Source organism: Paraburkholderia sp. A3BS-1L (assembly GCF_051125215.1).
Classification (GTDB): domain Bacteria; phylum Pseudomonadota; class Gammaproteobacteria; order Burkholderiales; family Burkholderiaceae; genus Paraburkholderia.
This window is the reverse complement of record NZ_CP120446.1, coordinates 644,332-661,244: the sequence shown is the minus strand read 5'-3', so window position 1 is coordinate 661,244 and position 16,913 is coordinate 644,332. Positions and strand designations below refer to the sequence as shown.

At 60.5% G+C, this 16,913-nt stretch carries 16 protein-coding genes; 8 read left to right on the top strand and 8 right to left on the bottom strand.

Features of this window, described 5'->3' with window-relative positions; translation table 11 throughout:
• The first annotated feature begins 8 nt into the window (after nucleotides 1-8).
• The 5 genes from P5W99_RS38685 (at nucleotide 9) to P5W99_RS38665 (ending at nucleotide 5,799) form a co-directional block, all read left to right on the top strand.
• A complete protein-coding gene (locus tag P5W99_RS38685; protein ID WP_434667251.1) occupies nucleotides 9-641 on the top strand; it encodes an RraA family protein in 633 nt (210 codons plus the stop codon).
• Nucleotides 638-1,855 carry a pyridoxal phosphate-dependent aminotransferase gene (locus tag P5W99_RS38680; RefSeq protein ID WP_434667248.1) on the top strand — a complete coding sequence of 406 codons (1,218 nt, stop codon included), beginning with the start codon at nucleotides 638-640 and terminating at the stop codon, nucleotides 1,853-1,855. Before P5W99_RS38685 ends, P5W99_RS38680 begins: the two co-directional genes overlap by 4 nt.
• A 191-nt stretch (nucleotides 1,856-2,046) precedes the next feature.
• Nucleotides 2,047-2,853 (top strand): alpha/beta fold hydrolase, encoded by an 807-nt coding sequence (locus tag P5W99_RS38675; protein ID WP_434668416.1) that lies wholly within the window; start codon nucleotides 2,047-2,049, stop codon nucleotides 2,851-2,853.
• A gap of 145 nt (nucleotides 2,854-2,998) precedes the next feature.
• Nucleotides 2,999-4,504, top strand: a complete 1,506-nt coding sequence (gene ansP, locus P5W99_RS38670; protein ID WP_434667246.1) for an L-asparagine permease — start codon at nucleotides 2,999-3,001, stop codon at nucleotides 4,502-4,504.
• A gap of 149 nt (nucleotides 4,505-4,653) precedes the next feature.
• The gene (locus tag P5W99_RS38665; RefSeq protein WP_434668413.1) at nucleotides 4,654-5,799 is read left to right on the top strand and encodes a branched-chain amino acid ABC transporter substrate-binding protein; all 1,146 of its coding nucleotides are present in this window, start codon (nucleotides 4,654-4,656) and stop codon (nucleotides 5,797-5,799) included.
• Between the two features lie 249 nt (nucleotides 5,800-6,048).
• Here the strand turns inward: P5W99_RS38665 and P5W99_RS38660 are convergent, their stop codons facing one another.
• Nucleotides 6,049-6,750 carry an IS6 family transposase gene (locus tag P5W99_RS38660; protein WP_434667243.1) on the bottom strand — a complete coding sequence of 234 codons (702 nt, stop codon included), beginning with the start codon at nucleotides 6,748-6,750 and terminating at the stop codon, nucleotides 6,049-6,051.
• Between the two features lie 42 nt (nucleotides 6,751-6,792).
• Here P5W99_RS38660 and P5W99_RS38655 point away from each other — a divergent pair, with 42 nt between their 5' ends.
• On the top strand, nucleotides 6,793-8,271 hold the full coding sequence (locus P5W99_RS38655; protein WP_434667240.1) for a PAS domain-containing sensor histidine kinase: 1,479 nt from the start codon (nucleotides 6,793-6,795) through the stop codon (nucleotides 8,269-8,271).
• Between the two features lie 662 nt (nucleotides 8,272-8,933).
• On the opposite strand, the gene P5W99_RS38650 is transcribed toward P5W99_RS38655, so the two are convergent.
• The 5 genes from P5W99_RS38650 to P5W99_RS38630 form a co-directional block, all read right to left on the bottom strand.
• On the bottom strand, nucleotides 8,934-9,584 hold the full coding sequence (locus P5W99_RS38650) for a response regulator (protein WP_434666710.1): 651 nt from the start codon (nucleotides 9,582-9,584) through the stop codon (nucleotides 8,934-8,936).
• Nucleotides 9,585-9,903: 319 nt separating this feature from the next.
• Nucleotides 9,904-11,643, bottom strand: coding sequence for an IS1634 family transposase (locus tag P5W99_RS38645; RefSeq protein WP_434661312.1), 1,740 nt, complete (start codon nucleotides 11,641-11,643; stop codon nucleotides 9,904-9,906).
• 254 nt (nucleotides 11,644-11,897) lie between these two features.
• Complete coding sequence (locus P5W99_RS38640) at nucleotides 11,898-12,173, bottom strand: SET domain-containing protein-lysine N-methyltransferase (protein ID WP_434667237.1); 276 nt, start codon at nucleotides 12,171-12,173, stop codon at nucleotides 11,898-11,900.
• A complete protein-coding gene (locus P5W99_RS38635; RefSeq protein ID WP_434667235.1) occupies nucleotides 12,121-12,840 on the bottom strand; it encodes an IS6 family transposase in 720 nt (239 codons plus the stop codon). Before P5W99_RS38635 ends, P5W99_RS38640 begins: the two co-directional genes overlap by 53 nt.
• A gap of 322 nt (nucleotides 12,841-13,162) precedes the next feature.
• Entirely contained in the window at nucleotides 13,163-13,504 is a 342-nt protein-coding gene (locus tag P5W99_RS38630) for an H-NS family nucleoid-associated regulatory protein (RefSeq protein WP_434667232.1), read from the bottom strand.
• A gap of 532 nt (nucleotides 13,505-14,036) precedes the next feature.
• Here P5W99_RS38630 and P5W99_RS38625 point away from each other — a divergent pair.
• Nucleotides 14,037-14,639 carry an H-NS histone family protein gene (locus P5W99_RS38625; protein WP_434667229.1) on the top strand — a complete coding sequence of 201 codons (603 nt, stop codon included), beginning with the start codon at nucleotides 14,037-14,039 and terminating at the stop codon, nucleotides 14,637-14,639.
• A 121-nt stretch (nucleotides 14,640-14,760) separates the two neighbouring features.
• The gene (locus P5W99_RS38620) at nucleotides 14,761-15,153 is read left to right on the top strand and encodes a hypothetical protein (protein WP_434667226.1); all 393 of its coding nucleotides are present in this window, start codon (nucleotides 14,761-14,763) and stop codon (nucleotides 15,151-15,153) included.
• A gap of 62 nt (nucleotides 15,154-15,215) precedes the next feature.
• Here the strand turns inward: P5W99_RS38620 and P5W99_RS38615 are convergent, their stop codons facing one another.
• Nucleotides 15,216-15,407 (bottom strand): hypothetical protein, encoded by a 192-nt coding sequence (locus P5W99_RS38615; RefSeq protein WP_321938441.1) that lies wholly within the window; start codon nucleotides 15,405-15,407, stop codon nucleotides 15,216-15,218.
• A gap of 349 nt (nucleotides 15,408-15,756) precedes the next feature.
• Nucleotides 15,757-16,233 carry a hypothetical protein gene (locus P5W99_RS38610; RefSeq protein ID WP_434667223.1) on the bottom strand — a complete coding sequence of 159 codons (477 nt, stop codon included), beginning with the start codon at nucleotides 16,231-16,233 and terminating at the stop codon, nucleotides 15,757-15,759.
• Nucleotides 16,234-16,913 lie beyond the last annotated feature (680 nt).

The window sequence follows — 16,913 nt, the reverse complement described above, 5'->3', positions numbered from 1 at the left end:
CAAGCATCATGACCTACAGCGCAGAACAACTCGCACAGGCCTGCAAGCTCGGCACCTCCACGCTCTTTGAGGCTTCGGGCATCCCCACCAGCGCTGCCGACATCGCCATCCGCCCCGTCTGGGCGGGCGCCTCGGTTGCTGGTCCAGCCTATCCACTGGAATGCTCGCCGGGTGACAACCTGGCCATCCACATCGCAATGGAGAGGGTGCCGCGCGGCAGCATCCTCGTGATTTCCACTGGCGGCTTCGTCGCGGGCTACTGGGGCGAGGTGCTTACAGTGGCGGCCGAGGCTGCCGGCGTGGCGGGCCTGATCATTGACGGCGGCGTGCGCGATATCGCGGCGCTGACGGCGCGGCGCTTTCCGGTGTTCTCCCGCGGCATCTCCATGCGGGGCACGATCAAGGCGAGTTCGCCTTCGGTTGGCCGGCCGATCAGCTTCGCGGGCACGCCGGTGGCGACCGGGGATCTGGTCGTCGCGGATGATGACGGCGTGCTGGTGATCCCGGCTGCGCACGTTGCAGAGACGCTTGCCCAGGGGCAGGCACGCGCCGACAAGGAGGCGAAGATGATGGACGCATTGCGCGAAGGCCGCAGCACGCTGGATTTGATGGGGCTCACGAGCTGGAGGGAGGCGCAATGACCGGGCTGTCTGAAGGTCTGAACCGTTTCCTGGCCGCGGCACGCCCGTCGGCGACCTATAGCGTCATGGATCGCGTCGCGGCACGGCGCGCGAGCGGTGCCGCCGTGATCTCGCTGAGCGCCGGTGAGCCCGACTTCGACACACCGGAGCATGTTCGTGAAGCGGGCATCGTCGCAATCCGGGCGGGTCATACGCGATACACACAGGTAGCCGGGCTGCGCGCGCTGCGCGAGGCGATTGCTGCGAAGTTCCAGCGTGAAAACGGTCTTGACGTCGACTGGCGCGACACGCTCGTCTGCAGCGGCGGCAAGCAGGTGATCTTCAACGCGCTGGCTGCCACGCTTAACGAAGGCGACGAGGTCATCGTGCCGGCGCCGTACTGGGTGAGCTACCCGGAGATCGTGCAGCTTTGCGGTGCGCAGTCCGTGATCGTGCCGTGCGGCGCCGGGAGCGACTTCAAGCTTGCGGCCGATGCATTGCAGGCTGCCATTACGCCGAAAACGCGGTGGCTGATCCTGAACTCGCCGTCGAACCCGTCCGGCGCCGTCTACAGCCGCGAGGAATTGCAGGCGCTGGCTGAAGTGCTGCTCGCACATCCGCAGGTACTGGTGCTATCCGACGACATCTATGAACACCTGATCTTCGATAACCTTGAATTTTTCACGATCGCGCAGGTGGAGCCCCGCCTGCGTGAGCGTGTACTGACGATGAACGGGGTGTCGAAAGCGTACGCGATGACGGGCTGGCGCATCGGCTTTGGCACGGGTCCTGGCTGGCTGATAGAAGCGATGGAGAAGCTGCAGGGTCAGCAGACTTCCGGCGCGTCGACGATTTCGCAGTACGCAGCACTTGCGGCACTGACGGGTCCACAGGACTTCATCCGGCATTCGCGCGAGGCATTCCAGCTCCGGCGTGATCTGGTCGTCAGGCAGATCAACCAGGCGCCGGGCCTGCAGTGCGCAGTGCCGCAGGGCGCGTTCTATGCGTTCGCGTCATGCGAAGGCCTGATCGGCAAGACGACCCGGGCCGGAACGCGCCTGGACGGGGACGAGGCGGTGGTCAACGCGTTGCTCGACGAGATGGGCGTGGCGACCGTGCATGGGAGTGCGTTCGGTCTCGGACCTTATATCCGTATTGCGTATGCGCTGGATGAAGAGTCGCTGTCGCGCGCGTGCATGGCCATTCAGGATTTTTGCCGGTCGCTGACAAATTGAACACACCCAAACGATCGGCGCAGTGAGGCCACCGCGAAGTCCGGAGACGCGAAGTGCGCAGCGCCGTACGGCTACGAACAAGGCGCAGATACGGACTGCCTGAACCGAAATATTCGCGCCGAAGGCCGGTCTCGACAGCATGCGATAGGTCGGGCCGGCGCGAAGCGATCCATATCCGAAGAGAAAAGAAGATGCCTGCAGAATTTAACCGCGCGCAGTTCGTGTTTTCCATCGATGGCACGGCGCTGGACGTGTCGGCCATCCATCGCGAGGGCGACAAGGCACCGATCCTGTTCCTGCATGGGTTCGGATCGACGAAAGAGGACTATGCCGACATCGTCCGCTATCCGGAATTCGCGGGTCATCCGTTTGTGGCGTATGACGCGCCCGGTTGTGGCGAGACGCATTGTGCTGACCTCTCGAGGATCAGCATCCCGTTCCTGATGGAAACGGCGCTTGCCGTACTTGATCGGGTCGGGTTCGAACGCTTCCATCTGGTCGGGCATTCGATGGGCGGCCTGACTGCGCTGATGCTTGCGCACCGGTATCCGGAGCGGGTGATCAGCTTCGTCGACATTGAAGGCAATATCGCGCCAGAGGACTGCTTTCTTAGTCGCCAGATCGTCGAGCATCCGCGCGACGGTGCACAGCAATTTTTCCGAGACTTCATCGAGCGCGCCCGGCATGCCCCGGCATATGCGAGCGCGCTCTATTCGGCGAGCCTTTGGCACAAGGTGCGTGCCGAAGCTGTCGGTGGAATTTTCCGCTCGATGGTCGACCTGTCGGACAACGGCGACCTGATGACGAAGTTCCTCGGCCTGCCATTCCCGCGGATGTTCATGTACGGCGATCAGAACGCAACGCTCTCGTACCTGAGCGATATCCGTGAACAGGGCGTCGAGCTGGCGGAAATCCCGGATTGCGGGCATTTCCCGATGTATTCAAACCCCGCGCTGATGTGGAGAGCCATTGCCGGGTTTCATCGGCGTGCAGGCTGACTTCCCGCTATAGACAGACGTGGCCCAGCGAAACGGGCGCAACGTAAAACATTCATCCGGTGCGCCTGACGACTGGCGACAGTCGCCAGGACGGACCGGGCATGAAAAAAATATCAGCTTTACGGCTGATACAGGAGACGGTTTGATGAATTCCAGGATACAGAAAGACGAACCTGCGGTGCACGGTGCCGCCGACGTCAGCCGCAGAGAGTGGCTTGAGTCGCATGAAGCGGGATATCACAAGACCATGGACAATCGGCAGGTCCAGATGATTGCTGTTGGCGGTGCGATCGGCACAGGCCTTTTCCTCGGCGCCGGCGCCCGCCTGCAAATGGCGGGGCCTTCGCTTGCGATCGTCTATCTCGTATGTGGCGCGTTTTCATTCCTGATCCTGCGTGCGCTCGGCGAGCTCGTGATGCACCGGCCGAGCAGCGGCAGCTTCGTGTCGTATGCGCGCGAGTTCCTCGGCGAAAAGGCGTCTTTCGTGGCCGGCTGGATGTACTTCCTGAACTGGGCGATGACCGGCATCGTCGACATCACCGCAGTTGCGCTGTACATGCACTACTGGGGTGCGTTCGGCGCGGTGCCGCAATGGGCGTTCGCACTGATCGCGTTGTGCCTGGTCGCGGGCATGAATCTGGTCGGAGTGAAATGGTTCGCCGAGATGGAGTTCTGGTTTGCGTTGATCAAGGTTGCCGCGATCGTGATCTTCCTGATTGTGGGAACTGCGATCCTGGGTAGCGGTGGACAGGTCGCGGGCCACGCGACCGGCGTCCATCTGATCATTAATAACGGCGGCTTTTTTCCGCACGGATTGGTGCCGGCGCTGGTGCTGGTGCAGGGTGTCGTGTTCGCATTTGCTGGTGTCGAACTGGTCGGTACTGCGGCGGGGGAGTGCAAGGATGCACACCGGGTGTTGCCGCGCGCGATCAACCGGGTGATCTGGCGAATTGCGCTGTTCTATGTCGCATCGGTAGCAATGCTGGTGTGTCTGATGCCGTGGAGCGCATACAAGGCGGGGCAGAGCCCGTTCGTGACATTCTTCAGCGCGCTCGGCGTGCCGGGCATCGGTTCGCTAATGAACATCGTCGTGCTGTCCGCCGCGCTGTCGAGCCTTAACTCCGGGCTGTATTCGACTGGTCGAGTACTGCACTCGTTGTCGATGGGCGGCTCCGCGCCGAAACTCTTCGCACGGATGAGCGCGCAATCAGTGCCGTACACGGGAATTCTCGTGACGGTCGCCATCTACGTGGTGGGCGTGGTGCTGAACTATCTGGTGCCGTCGAATGTGTTCGAGCTCGTGCTCAACATCGCGTCGCTCGGCATCATCAGCACCTGGGGCTTCATCGTCGTCTGCCAGATGAGGTTCCGTGCGGCGGTAGCGCGTGGCGAGGTTGAAGATGTGGCGTTTCGCATGCCTGGGGCGCCGGTCACGTCGTGGCTCACGTTGCTGTTCCTGCTGGGCGTGCTTGTGCTGATGGCATTCGATTATCCGAACGGCACCTGGACAGTCGCCTCGATTCCAGCTGTCGCGGTATTGCTTGTCATCGGCTGGAAGACGATGAGTGCGCGCGCACGCCGCGCCGTGATTACGCCGACGATTCCCTCGATTGCACTTACGCAAAACGTGCTGGAAAGCGACGAGCAATGACCGGTCCTTGCGATACCCGCCGGGTTCGCCCGCTGGTGTCGGGTCAAAAGAAAACAGAAAGACTCTCATCCCTTGACTGCCGTGTTTCTGCGGGGCGTTGTACGCCTTGGGAGATGGCATTGTTTTCGAAACTGATGATGGAGACCATGATGAATCTCAGCATGAAAAAGCAGGCGCCTGTCGCCGCCGCAGCAATGCTCTGCGCGATGATGGCTACGTATGCGGTGGCGGACCAGACCGTCCTGATTGGCCATGTCGCGCCGTTGACCGGCCAGATCGCCCATCTTGGGAAGGACAACGAGAACGGTGCGAGACTCGCAATCGAGGAAATCAACAGGAAGGGGCTTGTGATCGGCGGACAGAAGATTACATTGGTACTCGATGCACAGGACGATGCCGCTGACCCGCGCACGGCGACACAGGTTGCCCAAAAGCTGGTCGATGACCATGTTGTCGCGGTGGTCGGTCACCTGAACTCGGGGACGTCGATACCGGCATCTAAAATCTATAGCGACGCAGGTATCCTGCAGATCTCCCCGTCCTCGACCAATCCGGCCTTGACCCAGCAGGGGTTCAAGACAACGTACCGGCTGGTGGCGACGGACGCTCAACAGGGCCCGGCGCTCGCGAACTATGCGGCGAAGAGTCTGAAGGTGAGGTCGGTTGCAATCGTTGACGACGCGACCGCGTATGGCCAGGGCCTTGCGAGCGAATTCGAGAAGAGTGCGAAGGCACTGGGAATCACTGTCCTGTCGCACGATGCGACAAGCGACAAGGCGGTGGATTTTCGTGCGGTTCTGACGAAGATCAAGGGCGAAAATCCGGATGCCATCATGTATGGCGGCATGGATGCGACGGGCGGCCCATTTGCGAAGCAGTCAAAGCAGCTGGGACTGCGTGCGAAAGTGCTCGCGGGAGACGGCCTGTGCACCGAAAATCTGGCCGATCTGGCCGGTACGTCGACTGATAACGTCATCTGTTCCCAGGCAGGCCTCGCGCTCGAGAAGATGGCCTCGGGCAAGGAATTCCAGCAGAAATACGAAGCGCGCTTTCATCAGCCGATCCTGATCTACGCGCCATTTACCTACGACGCCGTGTATATCATTGTCGACGCGATGAAGCGTGCGAATTCGATCGATCCTGCGAAGATTCTGTCCAAAATGCCAGGTACGGACTACACAGGGATGCTTGGGGAAACCACCTTTGATTCAAAGGGTGATCTCAAGCACGGAGTGATTTCACTATACGACTACAAGGCAGGCAAGAAAACGCTGCTCGACATCGTAAAAATGTGATCTTGTTGATTGCCGGAGTTCGACGTCGGGCCGCCATGAGGCGGCTCGCGATTCATTTTCCTCGTATCTGCGCAACTGGCGGTGATTTATGCGCTTGAATGACGATGAGCAGACCCGAATCTAGCTCCCACGTTGGCAGCGGTCTCCTGCTTCCAGGTGCATGTCGCGCCTGGAGGCACGGCAACATGCTGGAGGGTTTTGTCGCGGTAAGGATCAAGAGGCGAGCGGGATCAGTATGAAAAGTACTGCTTATGTTGCGAGACCGTAGAATTGATCGGCGACCGACGGTTGGGTTCCGAAAGCACACTTCATCTGCCCTTTCGCGATCATGTGCATAACCTCAATACCGGCCAGTAGGATCCGGGCACAGCGAAAAGACTTGAACCCCAGCATGGGCCGGGCGCGACGCTTGATCGCCCTGTGGTCCTGCTCGACCACGTTATTGAGATATTTGCACTGGCGGATCCTGATGGGCACGTCACGATCGACATTGATTGCATCGAGCGCGGCGAGATTGGCGCCGCTTTTGTCGATGGTTACTGTCTCGGGCACACCGTTCTGGGCCATTGACTTCTCAAAGTAGCGCCGGGCTGCAGTCTTGTCCCGGTGGGCACGAAGCAGAAAATCAATCGTGTTGCCGTCCTTGTCGACTGCACGGTAGAGATAGCGCCATTCCCCCTTGACGCGAATATACGTCTCGTCCATGCGCCAGCTCTTGCCAACCGGCTGCTTGCGGCGGCGAAACGCCTTCTCCAGCACCGGCAACAGCTTGATGGCCCAGCGGTGCACAGTCGAATGATCGACCGAAATACCGCGCTCAGCCATCATGTCTTCAAGGTGCCGCAGGCTCAGTGGATAGGCCACGTACCACCGCACGCACGTCAGGATCACGTCGAGCGGATAATGCAGGCGCTTGAGCACTCGGGCTACAGCCGGATTCAACGTCTTCATCGAGCTTTCTGTCGTTCCTGTCGTCCCGCACATCATAGCCGATTGCCTTATTGCAACAGAACCCGCGTTACTGCTGAAGAGCGCTATCGGTCGCTGGTCGATGCGATCAAGGACTACGCGATCTTCCTGCTGGATCCCGAGGGACACGTCGCCAGCTGGAATGCCGGTGCCGAGCGCATCAAGGGCTATCGGGCCAATGAGATCATCGGACGGCACTTCTCGGTGTTCTATCCTCCCGAGGCCGTCGAACGTGGTTATCCAGCAGAGGAACTCGCACGCGCTTCGAAGCTCGCCCGCTGGGAAGACGAAGGATGGCGCATCCGCAAAGACGGGTCCCGCTTCTGGGCCGATGTCGTCATTAACGCGCTGTACGACGGGGACGGTTCCGTGATCGGGTATGCAAAGGTTACCCGGGATCTGACCGAGCGTCGCAACGACGAAGAAAGACTGCGTCAAAGCGAAGAGCGGTTGCGGCTGCTGATGGATGCCGTCGAAGACGCTGTCGTCATGCTTGATCCACAGGGCCGTATAACGAGCTGGAATGCGGGTGCGACGCGCCTCAAGGGATTCGAGGCGGGTGAGATCATCGGCCAGCACATTTCACGCTTCTATCCGATGGAAGATATTGCAGCCCGAAAACCCGAAAGGGAACTGTCCATCGCCGCGACAGATGGCAGGGTGGAAGACGAGGGCTGGCGCTTGCGCAAGGACGGTTCGCGCTTCTGGGCCAATGTCGTGATCACCGCCATATACGGGCCAGCGGGCGAACTGGTGGGTTTCGCTAAAGTCGTCCGCGACATGACCGAACGTGACCGGCTCAGGCAACTCGAGTATGCCAGTGAGCTGGCTTCGCGCATCGAGGCGACGCGCGAAGAAGAAAAAAGGCGGATTGCCCGGGAGCTCCATGATGATCTCGGCCAGCAATTGACTGTGCTCAAGATGGGGCTCAACAGCCTATACAGGGACCGGGGTGAAACGTCTGCGACGTCTGTGCCAGACGCTCTGCGCGAAGCGGTCGAGCGCGCCATTGCCTCCGTGCGTCGAGTGGCGGCGGGATTGCGCCCGGCGATACTGGACGATCTGGGCCTGCTGCCCGCACTTGAGTGGCTCGTGGATGACTTCCGGCAGCGTTCGCATCTGCGGGTCGAGTTGCGCTGCGATGCCAGCGAGATCGCGTTCAACGACGCTGCATCGACCGCGCTGTTTCGCATCGTTCAGGAAGGCCTAACCAATATCGCCCGGCATGCTGGTGCCGCGACTGAAGTCCGCATCAATTTTCGCTGCACTGCATCGATGTGCGACCTGTCAATACAGGACGACGGTACGCCGATTGCATCGGGCGATCCTCGGCCGGCTGGCGCGACTCCCTCCTCGGGGCTCGCCAGTATTCGCGACCGCGTACGACGCCTGCAGGGAACCGCGGTCATAGGCCCGCGGCCGGATCGCGGGTTCGAAATCAGGCTTTCTATTCCGCGCAGCACGATTGAACAGTTGACGACGGACTCATCTGGTAATGCCTGAGACAGGCAGGCGTTCAACCGTTATGTCCGTGGCGTGCACATCGCGCGCGTCTTCGCAGGTCATCGAGCATCGGGATGCGTTGGGTGACAGGCTACCCGCAGTTTGATGCAGATCAATTTTCAGACAAAGGCCAATCGGGATACTTCTGGATCAGGTCAGTGTTCGGTCTACAGTCAGCATTTAATTCGGATACCTGTCATGTTAAGCGCGCACGAGATTGCCACGCTCATGGTTGTTGCCAGTACGCCGTCTCAGGCCGACATCCATCGAGTCGATTTCCGTTCCCTGCTTGATCGAGGTCTGGTGCACGTGGAGATCTCGACGAACAAAAAACCCTATCCGTGCGTATCGGCATCCGGACGGCGGATCGTTGCTTGCCTCAATTCGCGGACCGTTGGGGGATGAGCATCACGGACAGCCCACTATCTATTGCGGGCGCCCAGTGATCTGGCATTCGCGAACGACGCGCACGCAGCACGCACCCGCCGGAAGCAACAGGTGCAAGACGCAGTTCGATGCATTTGCGGCGATTCGCGGAAGGTGAATGACCGCATGCCTTGCCGCGTACATCCGAACGTCATGATGGCGGTCGATGTGAGAGACTAGCTATGGCCGCATTGCGACTCGCGACGATCAGGGCCACGACTGGCGGCGTAAATTACCTATGCTCCCGGATCGTCGTCGGGGACAAGCTTGTAGACAGTCGCGTAACGGACCAGATCGCCATCGCTTCTGAGTGCCATTTTCCTCAGGATATTCGCACGATGGGTGCTTACGGTCTTCGGGCTTACGCCCAGAATGGTTGCGATGTCGGCCGCTGTCTGGCCGCATGCGATGCGAAGGAGAATATGGAGTTCCGTGTGCGTCAGCCGCTCGTGTGGTAAGCCACTCCCAGCCGCCGTCGCATCAAGTATCGGCTCGGCAGATGCCGTGAGGTTCACGTAGACGCCACCTGACGCGACCCTTCGGACAGCAGCAAGCAGTTCGTGCGCAGGGCCGGTCTTGACGACAAAGCCCGAGGCGCCCGCCGCAAAACATTGACTGGCAACGCTCGGTATCGAAGACCTCGTAACAACGACAATCCGTGGCGACTGACCCGCGCGCCTGATTTCCCGGATAAGGTCTGTCTCGCTCGTGCGCTGCATGACAAGACCCAGCGTTAGCACGGCAGGCGATTCGGTGCGCACAAGCTGCAATGCGCCGTCTCCATCGGAAGCCTCGCCTGCAACCTCGATGTCGCCCGCGGCCTCAAGCGCGTTCCGGATTTCAGCGCGCATGATCGCGTGTGCTTCCACTATTCCGACTCTGATCATGAAGCGCTCCACGAAAACACTGCGCAAAGTCCTCAGTGTTTTGAGATTCCAGCAATTTGCGAGCCCGCGAGCTCCGCGTTTGTGCGTTACCGCGCACTCTCTATTTCGCGGTGAGCGTTGCCGCAGCCGCCATCTCTTGGGCTGCATCGATCGGAGTTTCGCTGAGATGGAGCGTGGATTCGTGGCTTTGCCATTCCCGTCTGACGCCTGTGCGTGTTGAACCGGCAGCTCGGGAAGGGCCGCAGCTAAGCCGAACTTTGAGCGCGCGGCGCGCGCAAGTCTTTGATTTGTCGCGGTTGCGCGTGTCCGGCGGAGTCGGTTACTGGGTACGCGCGGGGCTGATGTTGAGCAGGCGGAAGGCCTTTTCCTGAACAGGTGTGGGCCGCGTGGTCATCACGATCTTCGCCTCAGGGTTCAGAGGTGTGTGGCAGACGTTGTAGGCGAGCGTGGCCAGATCATCGAGCAGCGTGCGGAAGCTGTGGAGTGGCAAGCCGTCCTCACCCAGCCGGGTGGTGTCCTTGGATTTCGCCTGCTCCGAGCGTTGCGCCTTGGCGACTGGCGAAGCTCGGGCGGCGCGCGCGAGCTCGATGTATTCATCGTCAAACAGCATGGGCTTCAAGGTCTCGCGCATGTGCCATTCGACGTAGTAGGCGAGCGTGCACAGAAACACGTGAGCGCGCACGCGCTGGGCGTTCCAGTGGAATATGGGGCGCACCTGCAGGTCGACCGTCTTGAGCGAACGGAACGCACGCTCCACGACCGCCAGGCCCTTGTAGGCCGATACGGCCGCCTCGGCTGGCAGGTCCTGTTCGGGCAAGCTGGTGCGCACCACATATAGACCGTCGAGCGACGCTTCCTGCCGGATCTGTTCGGACTTGCGCGTCCACGTGAAGCCCTCGTCGGTAAAGCTCAGATCGAAGTGCTTGGCCATCTTGTAGTGGTCGATGACGCGGCCCACGCGCAAGGCAATCGTCTCCACGCCCTTCAGGCGGTTGCGGGCCCGCGTGGTCGCTGCGGCGATCTTCATCAACTCGGCTTCAGTGGCCTGCAGCAGCGCCTCGCGCTTGCGGCTGCGCTCCTCGGCCAGCAGCGGATTGCGGCACACGATGAGCCGCTCACCGGGAAACGACTCACTGGTCACCTCGAGCAGATTGCGCTCATCAAACAGCGACGGCTGGAAGGGCCCCTTCTCCTGGGCAAGCGCGCTCACCTGCGGCGCGCGCAGGCTGCTCACCCAGCCCAGGCCCGCCGGGCGCAATACCGTGTCAATACGCGCCTGCGTGAGCATGCCCCGGTCGCCCACCCAGGCGAGCTTGCCGATGCCAAAGCGCGTCTTGAGCTTCTCCACCTGAGAGGCCACGGTAGCCGGATCGGCGGTGTTGCCCGCGAAGACTTCGACGGCCACCGGACATCCATCAGGAGTGCAAACCAGCCCGAACACGATCTGCGGATCGTCGCGCTTGCCATCGCGGCTGTAGCCGTGGGCGGCGAGCTCGCAGCAGCGTCCGGTCACCCAGGTGGAGGTGAGGTCATAGAGCACCAGCGTGTTGCCGGCCAGATGTTTCCTGGCGAGCCGCTTCTCGATGCCTTCCTGGGCATCGCCGAGCCAGTCGAGCGCGGCGTAGATCTGCTCAAGGTCAACGTCGCCCAGACCGAGCAGCCGCGACAGCGAATGGGTGGCGGTTTCGTCGCGCAACATGCGATGGGTGGCGAGCTTGGAAGCCGGCGAGACCACCCGCGCCACCAGCAGTGCCATCACCACCGAGCGCAGCGCGGCAGGCGCCGATGCAAACCACTGCTCGGCGCCACAGGCGCGCGCGGCGCCGAGCGCCGCGGCCACGTGTCCGTGTGGCAGGCTGCGCTCGATCACGAAGGCCTCTTCAGCCGAGGGCACCGCGACGCCCCCGCGCAAGAGGACCTTCAAGCCCTCGATGACCTCGGCGGGAAGCGCCGAGAGGTTGGCGAGGGTGCGCTTCTTCACCTTGTTGCCATCGCGATACGACTCACGCAGCAGGATCGCGGGTGGGGAATTGCGGTTGGGAACGTGTTCGACGTACATGAACACTAATTCAAGCACAAAAACCGCTAAATGCAATATAAAAATACTAATTTACATGGGTACACGATAGCCTCAAAAAATAGCCGAAACCCAGCACTGATAGGGGTTCCAGCTATTTGAGAAGGCAAAGCTCGGGCTAAGCGCCATCCCGACACTCGAATGTCCGTGCAATCGTGTGACGTGAGTCCGCTTGAGGCCGACTCCAGCCCCCGCCCAGCGGCGCCGATAGCTGCATTCGACGCACACAGCGGAGGTCAGATTAGGTTGAGCATGGTCCCACGGCAACGCTTGGTGCGGCAGCGACAGGCGTATTCCTTGTTGGCTTCGCCTGCCATTTCAGGCGCGACTTCGAGCGCGTAGTCGATGAACAGTTCCTCGCCTGGGGCGATGTTGCGGATTGTCTCGATATAGACGCGGCCGCCGGATCTGGTGCAAATAGATGGCGAGTCCGCGATGTCTCTTATAAATATGGATACCTTATCGATTGAAAAGGACAGCGCTCCAGACAGAGGAAGCAGTGATGTCCTCAAGCGCGAGAGCGGATAGGTCGAACTGCCCCTTGCGGATGCGATGCATCAACTCGATACCTGAAATCGTGGTCGCGGCATTTCTGAATTGCTTGAAGCCGAGCATCACATTTGTTCTGGACTTGATGTTTCGATGGTCCTGTTCGATCACGTTATTGAGGTACTTCGAAGAGCGCACCTTCGTGTCCTCGGGAAGCGGACCATCGCTCTTCATCTCACGTACGGCCCTGTGCGAGGCAGCATACCCATCAAGCGTGACCGTCTCGGGCGGCCGGCCCTGATGTTTGATCGCCTTGCTGAGAAACGCCTTTGCCGCAGACACATCGCGCTTTGCCCTGAGCATGAAGTCTACCGTCTGGCCTTCCCGATCCACCGCCCGATATAGATAAACCCATTTGCCCCGGATCTTCAGGTATGTCTCGTCAACCCGCCACGACCGTCCAGCAGGCGTGGCAAATTGGTTCCAGCGCTTGACGAACTCGGGCGTATAGCGACGCACCCAACGCAGGATCGTCGTGTGCGCAAGCGACAACCCTCGCTCAGCCATCATCTCGACGAGATCGCGCAGGCTGAGTTTGTAGCGCAGATACCAGCGCACACAAAGAATGATCACGTCGCGGTCAAAGTGGCGGCCCGCGAACAGCCCGTCCGGATTCTTCAGTTTGCTCATCGCGGGGCCTCAAATTGGTCAGCCCGCCACTCTAACCGATTCGTTGGTCGCTGTTTGCACCACAGCCATCCAGCGAAGGACGGGGCGCCAGAAGTCTTGCCCCTCGCCATGATCCCGTCGCATTGGCTCGTCAGGCGCGCTCCAGTCGGTGTATTTCCAGTCATTGGCCAGCTCGCGCGCGTCGCGTACTACGTGGCTTTTTGCCCCATGGTGGAAGCACTATTCCTGATCGGCATCGAGTCGCAACTCGCGCACGTCCACGATCCTGGCGCAAGGAAGCGGCGGTCTGGCTTCAGATCCTGGCTGACCCTTGATCATCACCTCAGGCGGCGGGAATGCCCTCTGTCCTGATTGTGGCCAGTCTGGTGCCAGCAAACGGGTCATTGCGCCAGTCGGCGCCAGTGCCCTTGTCTGCGTGCCGGTTCGGCGTTCCATCAATGGCGAAATGCTCAAGAGACTGCCCGGCGCTGGTTGCCTGAACAATCCATTGCGGCGCAGCGCCCTTGCCATCCCATGTATTACCGGAAGCGTCGCGAAAACGCACCGCCCGCAAACGCGCCTGATCTGCCGCAAGTGAAGTCGCGATGTCTTCCGGACTGATTCCAAATTCCGCCATCCGTCTGCGCAGATAGGCCACGATGCTATCGCGCTTTCTTTCATCCATTCGGTATTCTCCGTACAACAACCTGTTGTTGGGCAGGTAATTGCAAACTGCGTGCCGCCAGGATAACACCCGACTCTAGCAGGCCATGCTGCGGTAGCGAAGTGGGTGGGGTATTCTCGAACGGCGCTCTGTTGGGAACAGCACACGAAAACGCAGCGACTGGCGGTCGCTTTCTTTTCAGACAGTATAAATCAACCGGACGGTGCTGCCTGGTTAGCTCCCGCACAGTTTGTAATCTTGTGTTTCACTCATGAGTTCGTGTACGGAATAGAGTATCGGTCACGCGAGCGACGAAACGCGGGGTACGTGTCTGGGAAATGGAGAATCAAACTCAGGTTTTAACGTCCAGTAACACTGGAACTGCTGGGGCGCTGGGCATTCAGTTTGCACGAGCGTACTGATAAAGTCATAATCACCGCCATTGACGATGGCGTCAGCTCTGCCGGGCAGACCAAACTTCGAAGTGCCTGGCAAACAAGCCAGGGAAGTTTCAGGATCGCCTGGTCGAAAAACTCACAGGGAGGATTGGAATATGGCTACTTTGGACGCAATCAACTTGAAAATTGCCAAGCTGCAAAAACAGGCGGCCACGATCGCTGAAAAACAGACGTCGGTTGGGCTGACGAAAATCCGTGACCTGATGCAAAAACACGGCCTGACTGTCGCTGACATCGAAGGCTTTGTTGCAAAGCGCCGCGGTCGCAAACCTGGGACGACGCTGGCAAAGGCGGCAGCAAAAGCCCCGCGTGCGGCCGTGCATCACGTGGCGCCGAAATACGCGGATCCGAAAACGGGTGCGACGTGGTCGGGCCGTGGTCTCGCGCCGCTCTGGATTCGCGACGTCAAGGACCGTTCGAAATTCCTGATTGAAGCTGGGGCAACGGCGAAGACTGCCGGCGCCAAGGCAGCGCCTGCGAAGAAGGCGGGCGCAAAACGTGTCGTGGCTAAAAAGGCGGCGAAGACGGCGGTCGCAACGAAAAAGGCTGGCCGTGCAGCAGCGGCTCCGGCAAAGGGTGTGCGTGGGCGCAAGGCCGCAGCACCCGTGAAAAAGGCCTCGGCGCCGCGCAAGGTTGCAGCCAGAAAGGCTCCGGCCGCAGTTGAGGTTGCTGCCGCGCCTGAAGTCGCAGCAGCGTAACCGCTAACGGGCGATCCAGTCGTAGCTGGCGGAGCGACAGGCTGGCCACGCCGCATTCGCGGCCCGCTACGACTGATTACTCAGGTCCCTTCGCGCGTCGCCTTAATGAGAGCGGCGCGCCATGTTTGTACGTGAGGAGGTGCGGACACAGCGCCGCGCCGTCAACCCAATGGCTTACCGTTTCGCGCTCGTATCTCTCGCGTTGCCAGTTGACTGTCCACCGGAGTTGGTTCCTTCGACAGTTAGCCGGCTGATCGCGGCCGCCTGGAATGGCATGAGCCGCGCGCAGCTCGTGGACCGCGCCCGTCGCCTGGACATGCGTGCATCGCTGCGGGTGCAGCCCGGTATCGGACCGGATGGGCTGACGCAGTTCAGGCTCACGCTCAGTTTTGCGAACGGAAGCTTCGAGCTGATCGCCCATGTACGCCGTGTCATTCGCCGGCGCACGGGCGCGCGACGCCAGAAACCGTCATTGCCTCCCGCGCGCGATATCCGGCAACAGAGCCTCTTCTGAGTTTTCAGGAGGCTGGGCACAATGCCTGTCGACACCCAGGCATCACCGCTGAAAAAGGCCCGCTAGAGAATTCTGAGATTGCGAATCTTTCCGATTGCCGGTGAGCGTTCGACGATCAGGTTCGCGATGAACTCCGGCAGCAGCGCGCGCGGCACGTTCGCGGGGATATCGGTCACGAGCTGCGAAGGCACCTGAACGATGAATTCCTCCGGCGCCGTGGCGAGACTATGTTCGTACGCAACGCGGATGTCCATGCTGTTATCTTTCGGAGATGTGGTTGCCGGGAGCGCATGCAATGTGCACAGGGCTATGCGGGGTTATGGACTCAGTGTGGCGCGCGATACACCTGTCGTTGTTCTGTTGTGAGCGCTTGCGCGCTTTTGCCGACCATCGCAGGCTGTACCGCCCGCGACTCCATTTCCCTGTGATGCAAGCCCGGCGTTTTGGTGCCCGTCTATGGGGGCCGGTTACCATCCGATGCCAGAATAACCGTATGACGTTCGCGTGAGCCTCTCTCACGTCCGCCCGTCCTTGTTCACCCACAGCCTTTAATGCGCATGAGCAGACTGATGTGGGAATGCGCGACGGGGCGCGTTGACGACGTTATTGTGCAACCTGGAGATGACTGTCGTTGGTGCGGGTGTCATGCGCGACCCTATCCACCAGCTTTCCGAGGTAATCACTCGCCCTCACTACGATCTCCATTCGGGTCACGCTGAGCGCGCGGTCGTATTCATTGACAACGGCGGTGAGACCGTCAGTCAACGATTCAGGCACATTCCAGACGCCAGTGTGGTCTGCCTGATTGAGCACCTCTCCGAGGCCACGTTCAACGCGTTCGATGTCCGCGATATCGAGCTGCCCGTGCCCGGCCCGGGTGATGAAGCTCGTGATGATGATGATCTGCGACAGGAGATTGACCAGCGAGCGGTCCGCTTCTCCATTGCGCAGACGCTCGAGCGCAATCCGTGCACGCAGCGCAAGATCCGAGGATTCCTTGCGGGGCATGGGCAGAAAGAGCGATTTTGCACGCGCACTGGCAGACGGACGACGCGGGGAACGGTAGTTCTTGTTTGACATGTTCGACAGCTGGCGAATGGATTTCGGGTTCGCATATTGGGACGCTTCACCGCAGCGCAAGAGCACCCGTCAAAATTTGTCCCTGTCTCGCGGGTCGTCGCATTTTCTGTGTGGTCGCCTTCCGATGCCTCGATGTTGCCTTGTTGCGAAACCGCCTATAAACGCGACTAACTGTCCGCGCGCCGCGACTCCGGCAAGCGCCTGACGGCGGCCTCGCTTTCCTGCATTGGCGGCACTTCCCAGGAACCACTGGAAAGTCGGAGCAGGCAGCGGGGCGTTGTTGTCCGGACCAGGACGAAAACAACTGTGCCTTCCTCGCGCTGTTTGCGCAGACGGAGCCGGAGTCTGTCAGCGACCTGGCGTTCAGGATGGCAGGCGCTAAACCGGATCGGTCGAGCGCCTTGAAGGCACGCGGGAAAGATCGGCTGATTCACCTTGAAACGAGCTTCGGCCCGTCAAATGGCGTCGCGGGCCGTATCGTTCGCGATGTCCTTCCACAAATGCTACGCGGGAGCGACTCCCTGTTCAGCGGGCATCGGAAGAATGGAATCGGCGAGCGTTGAGCAAACGCTAGAATAACCGTCCTGGTAGCCGTAGCCGCCCGTGACGCATCCGCCTGACCAGCGGAAACAGGGCGCGTGATGCCGCAAGTGCGCGGCGCAAGGATTGCGGGAGCTAAA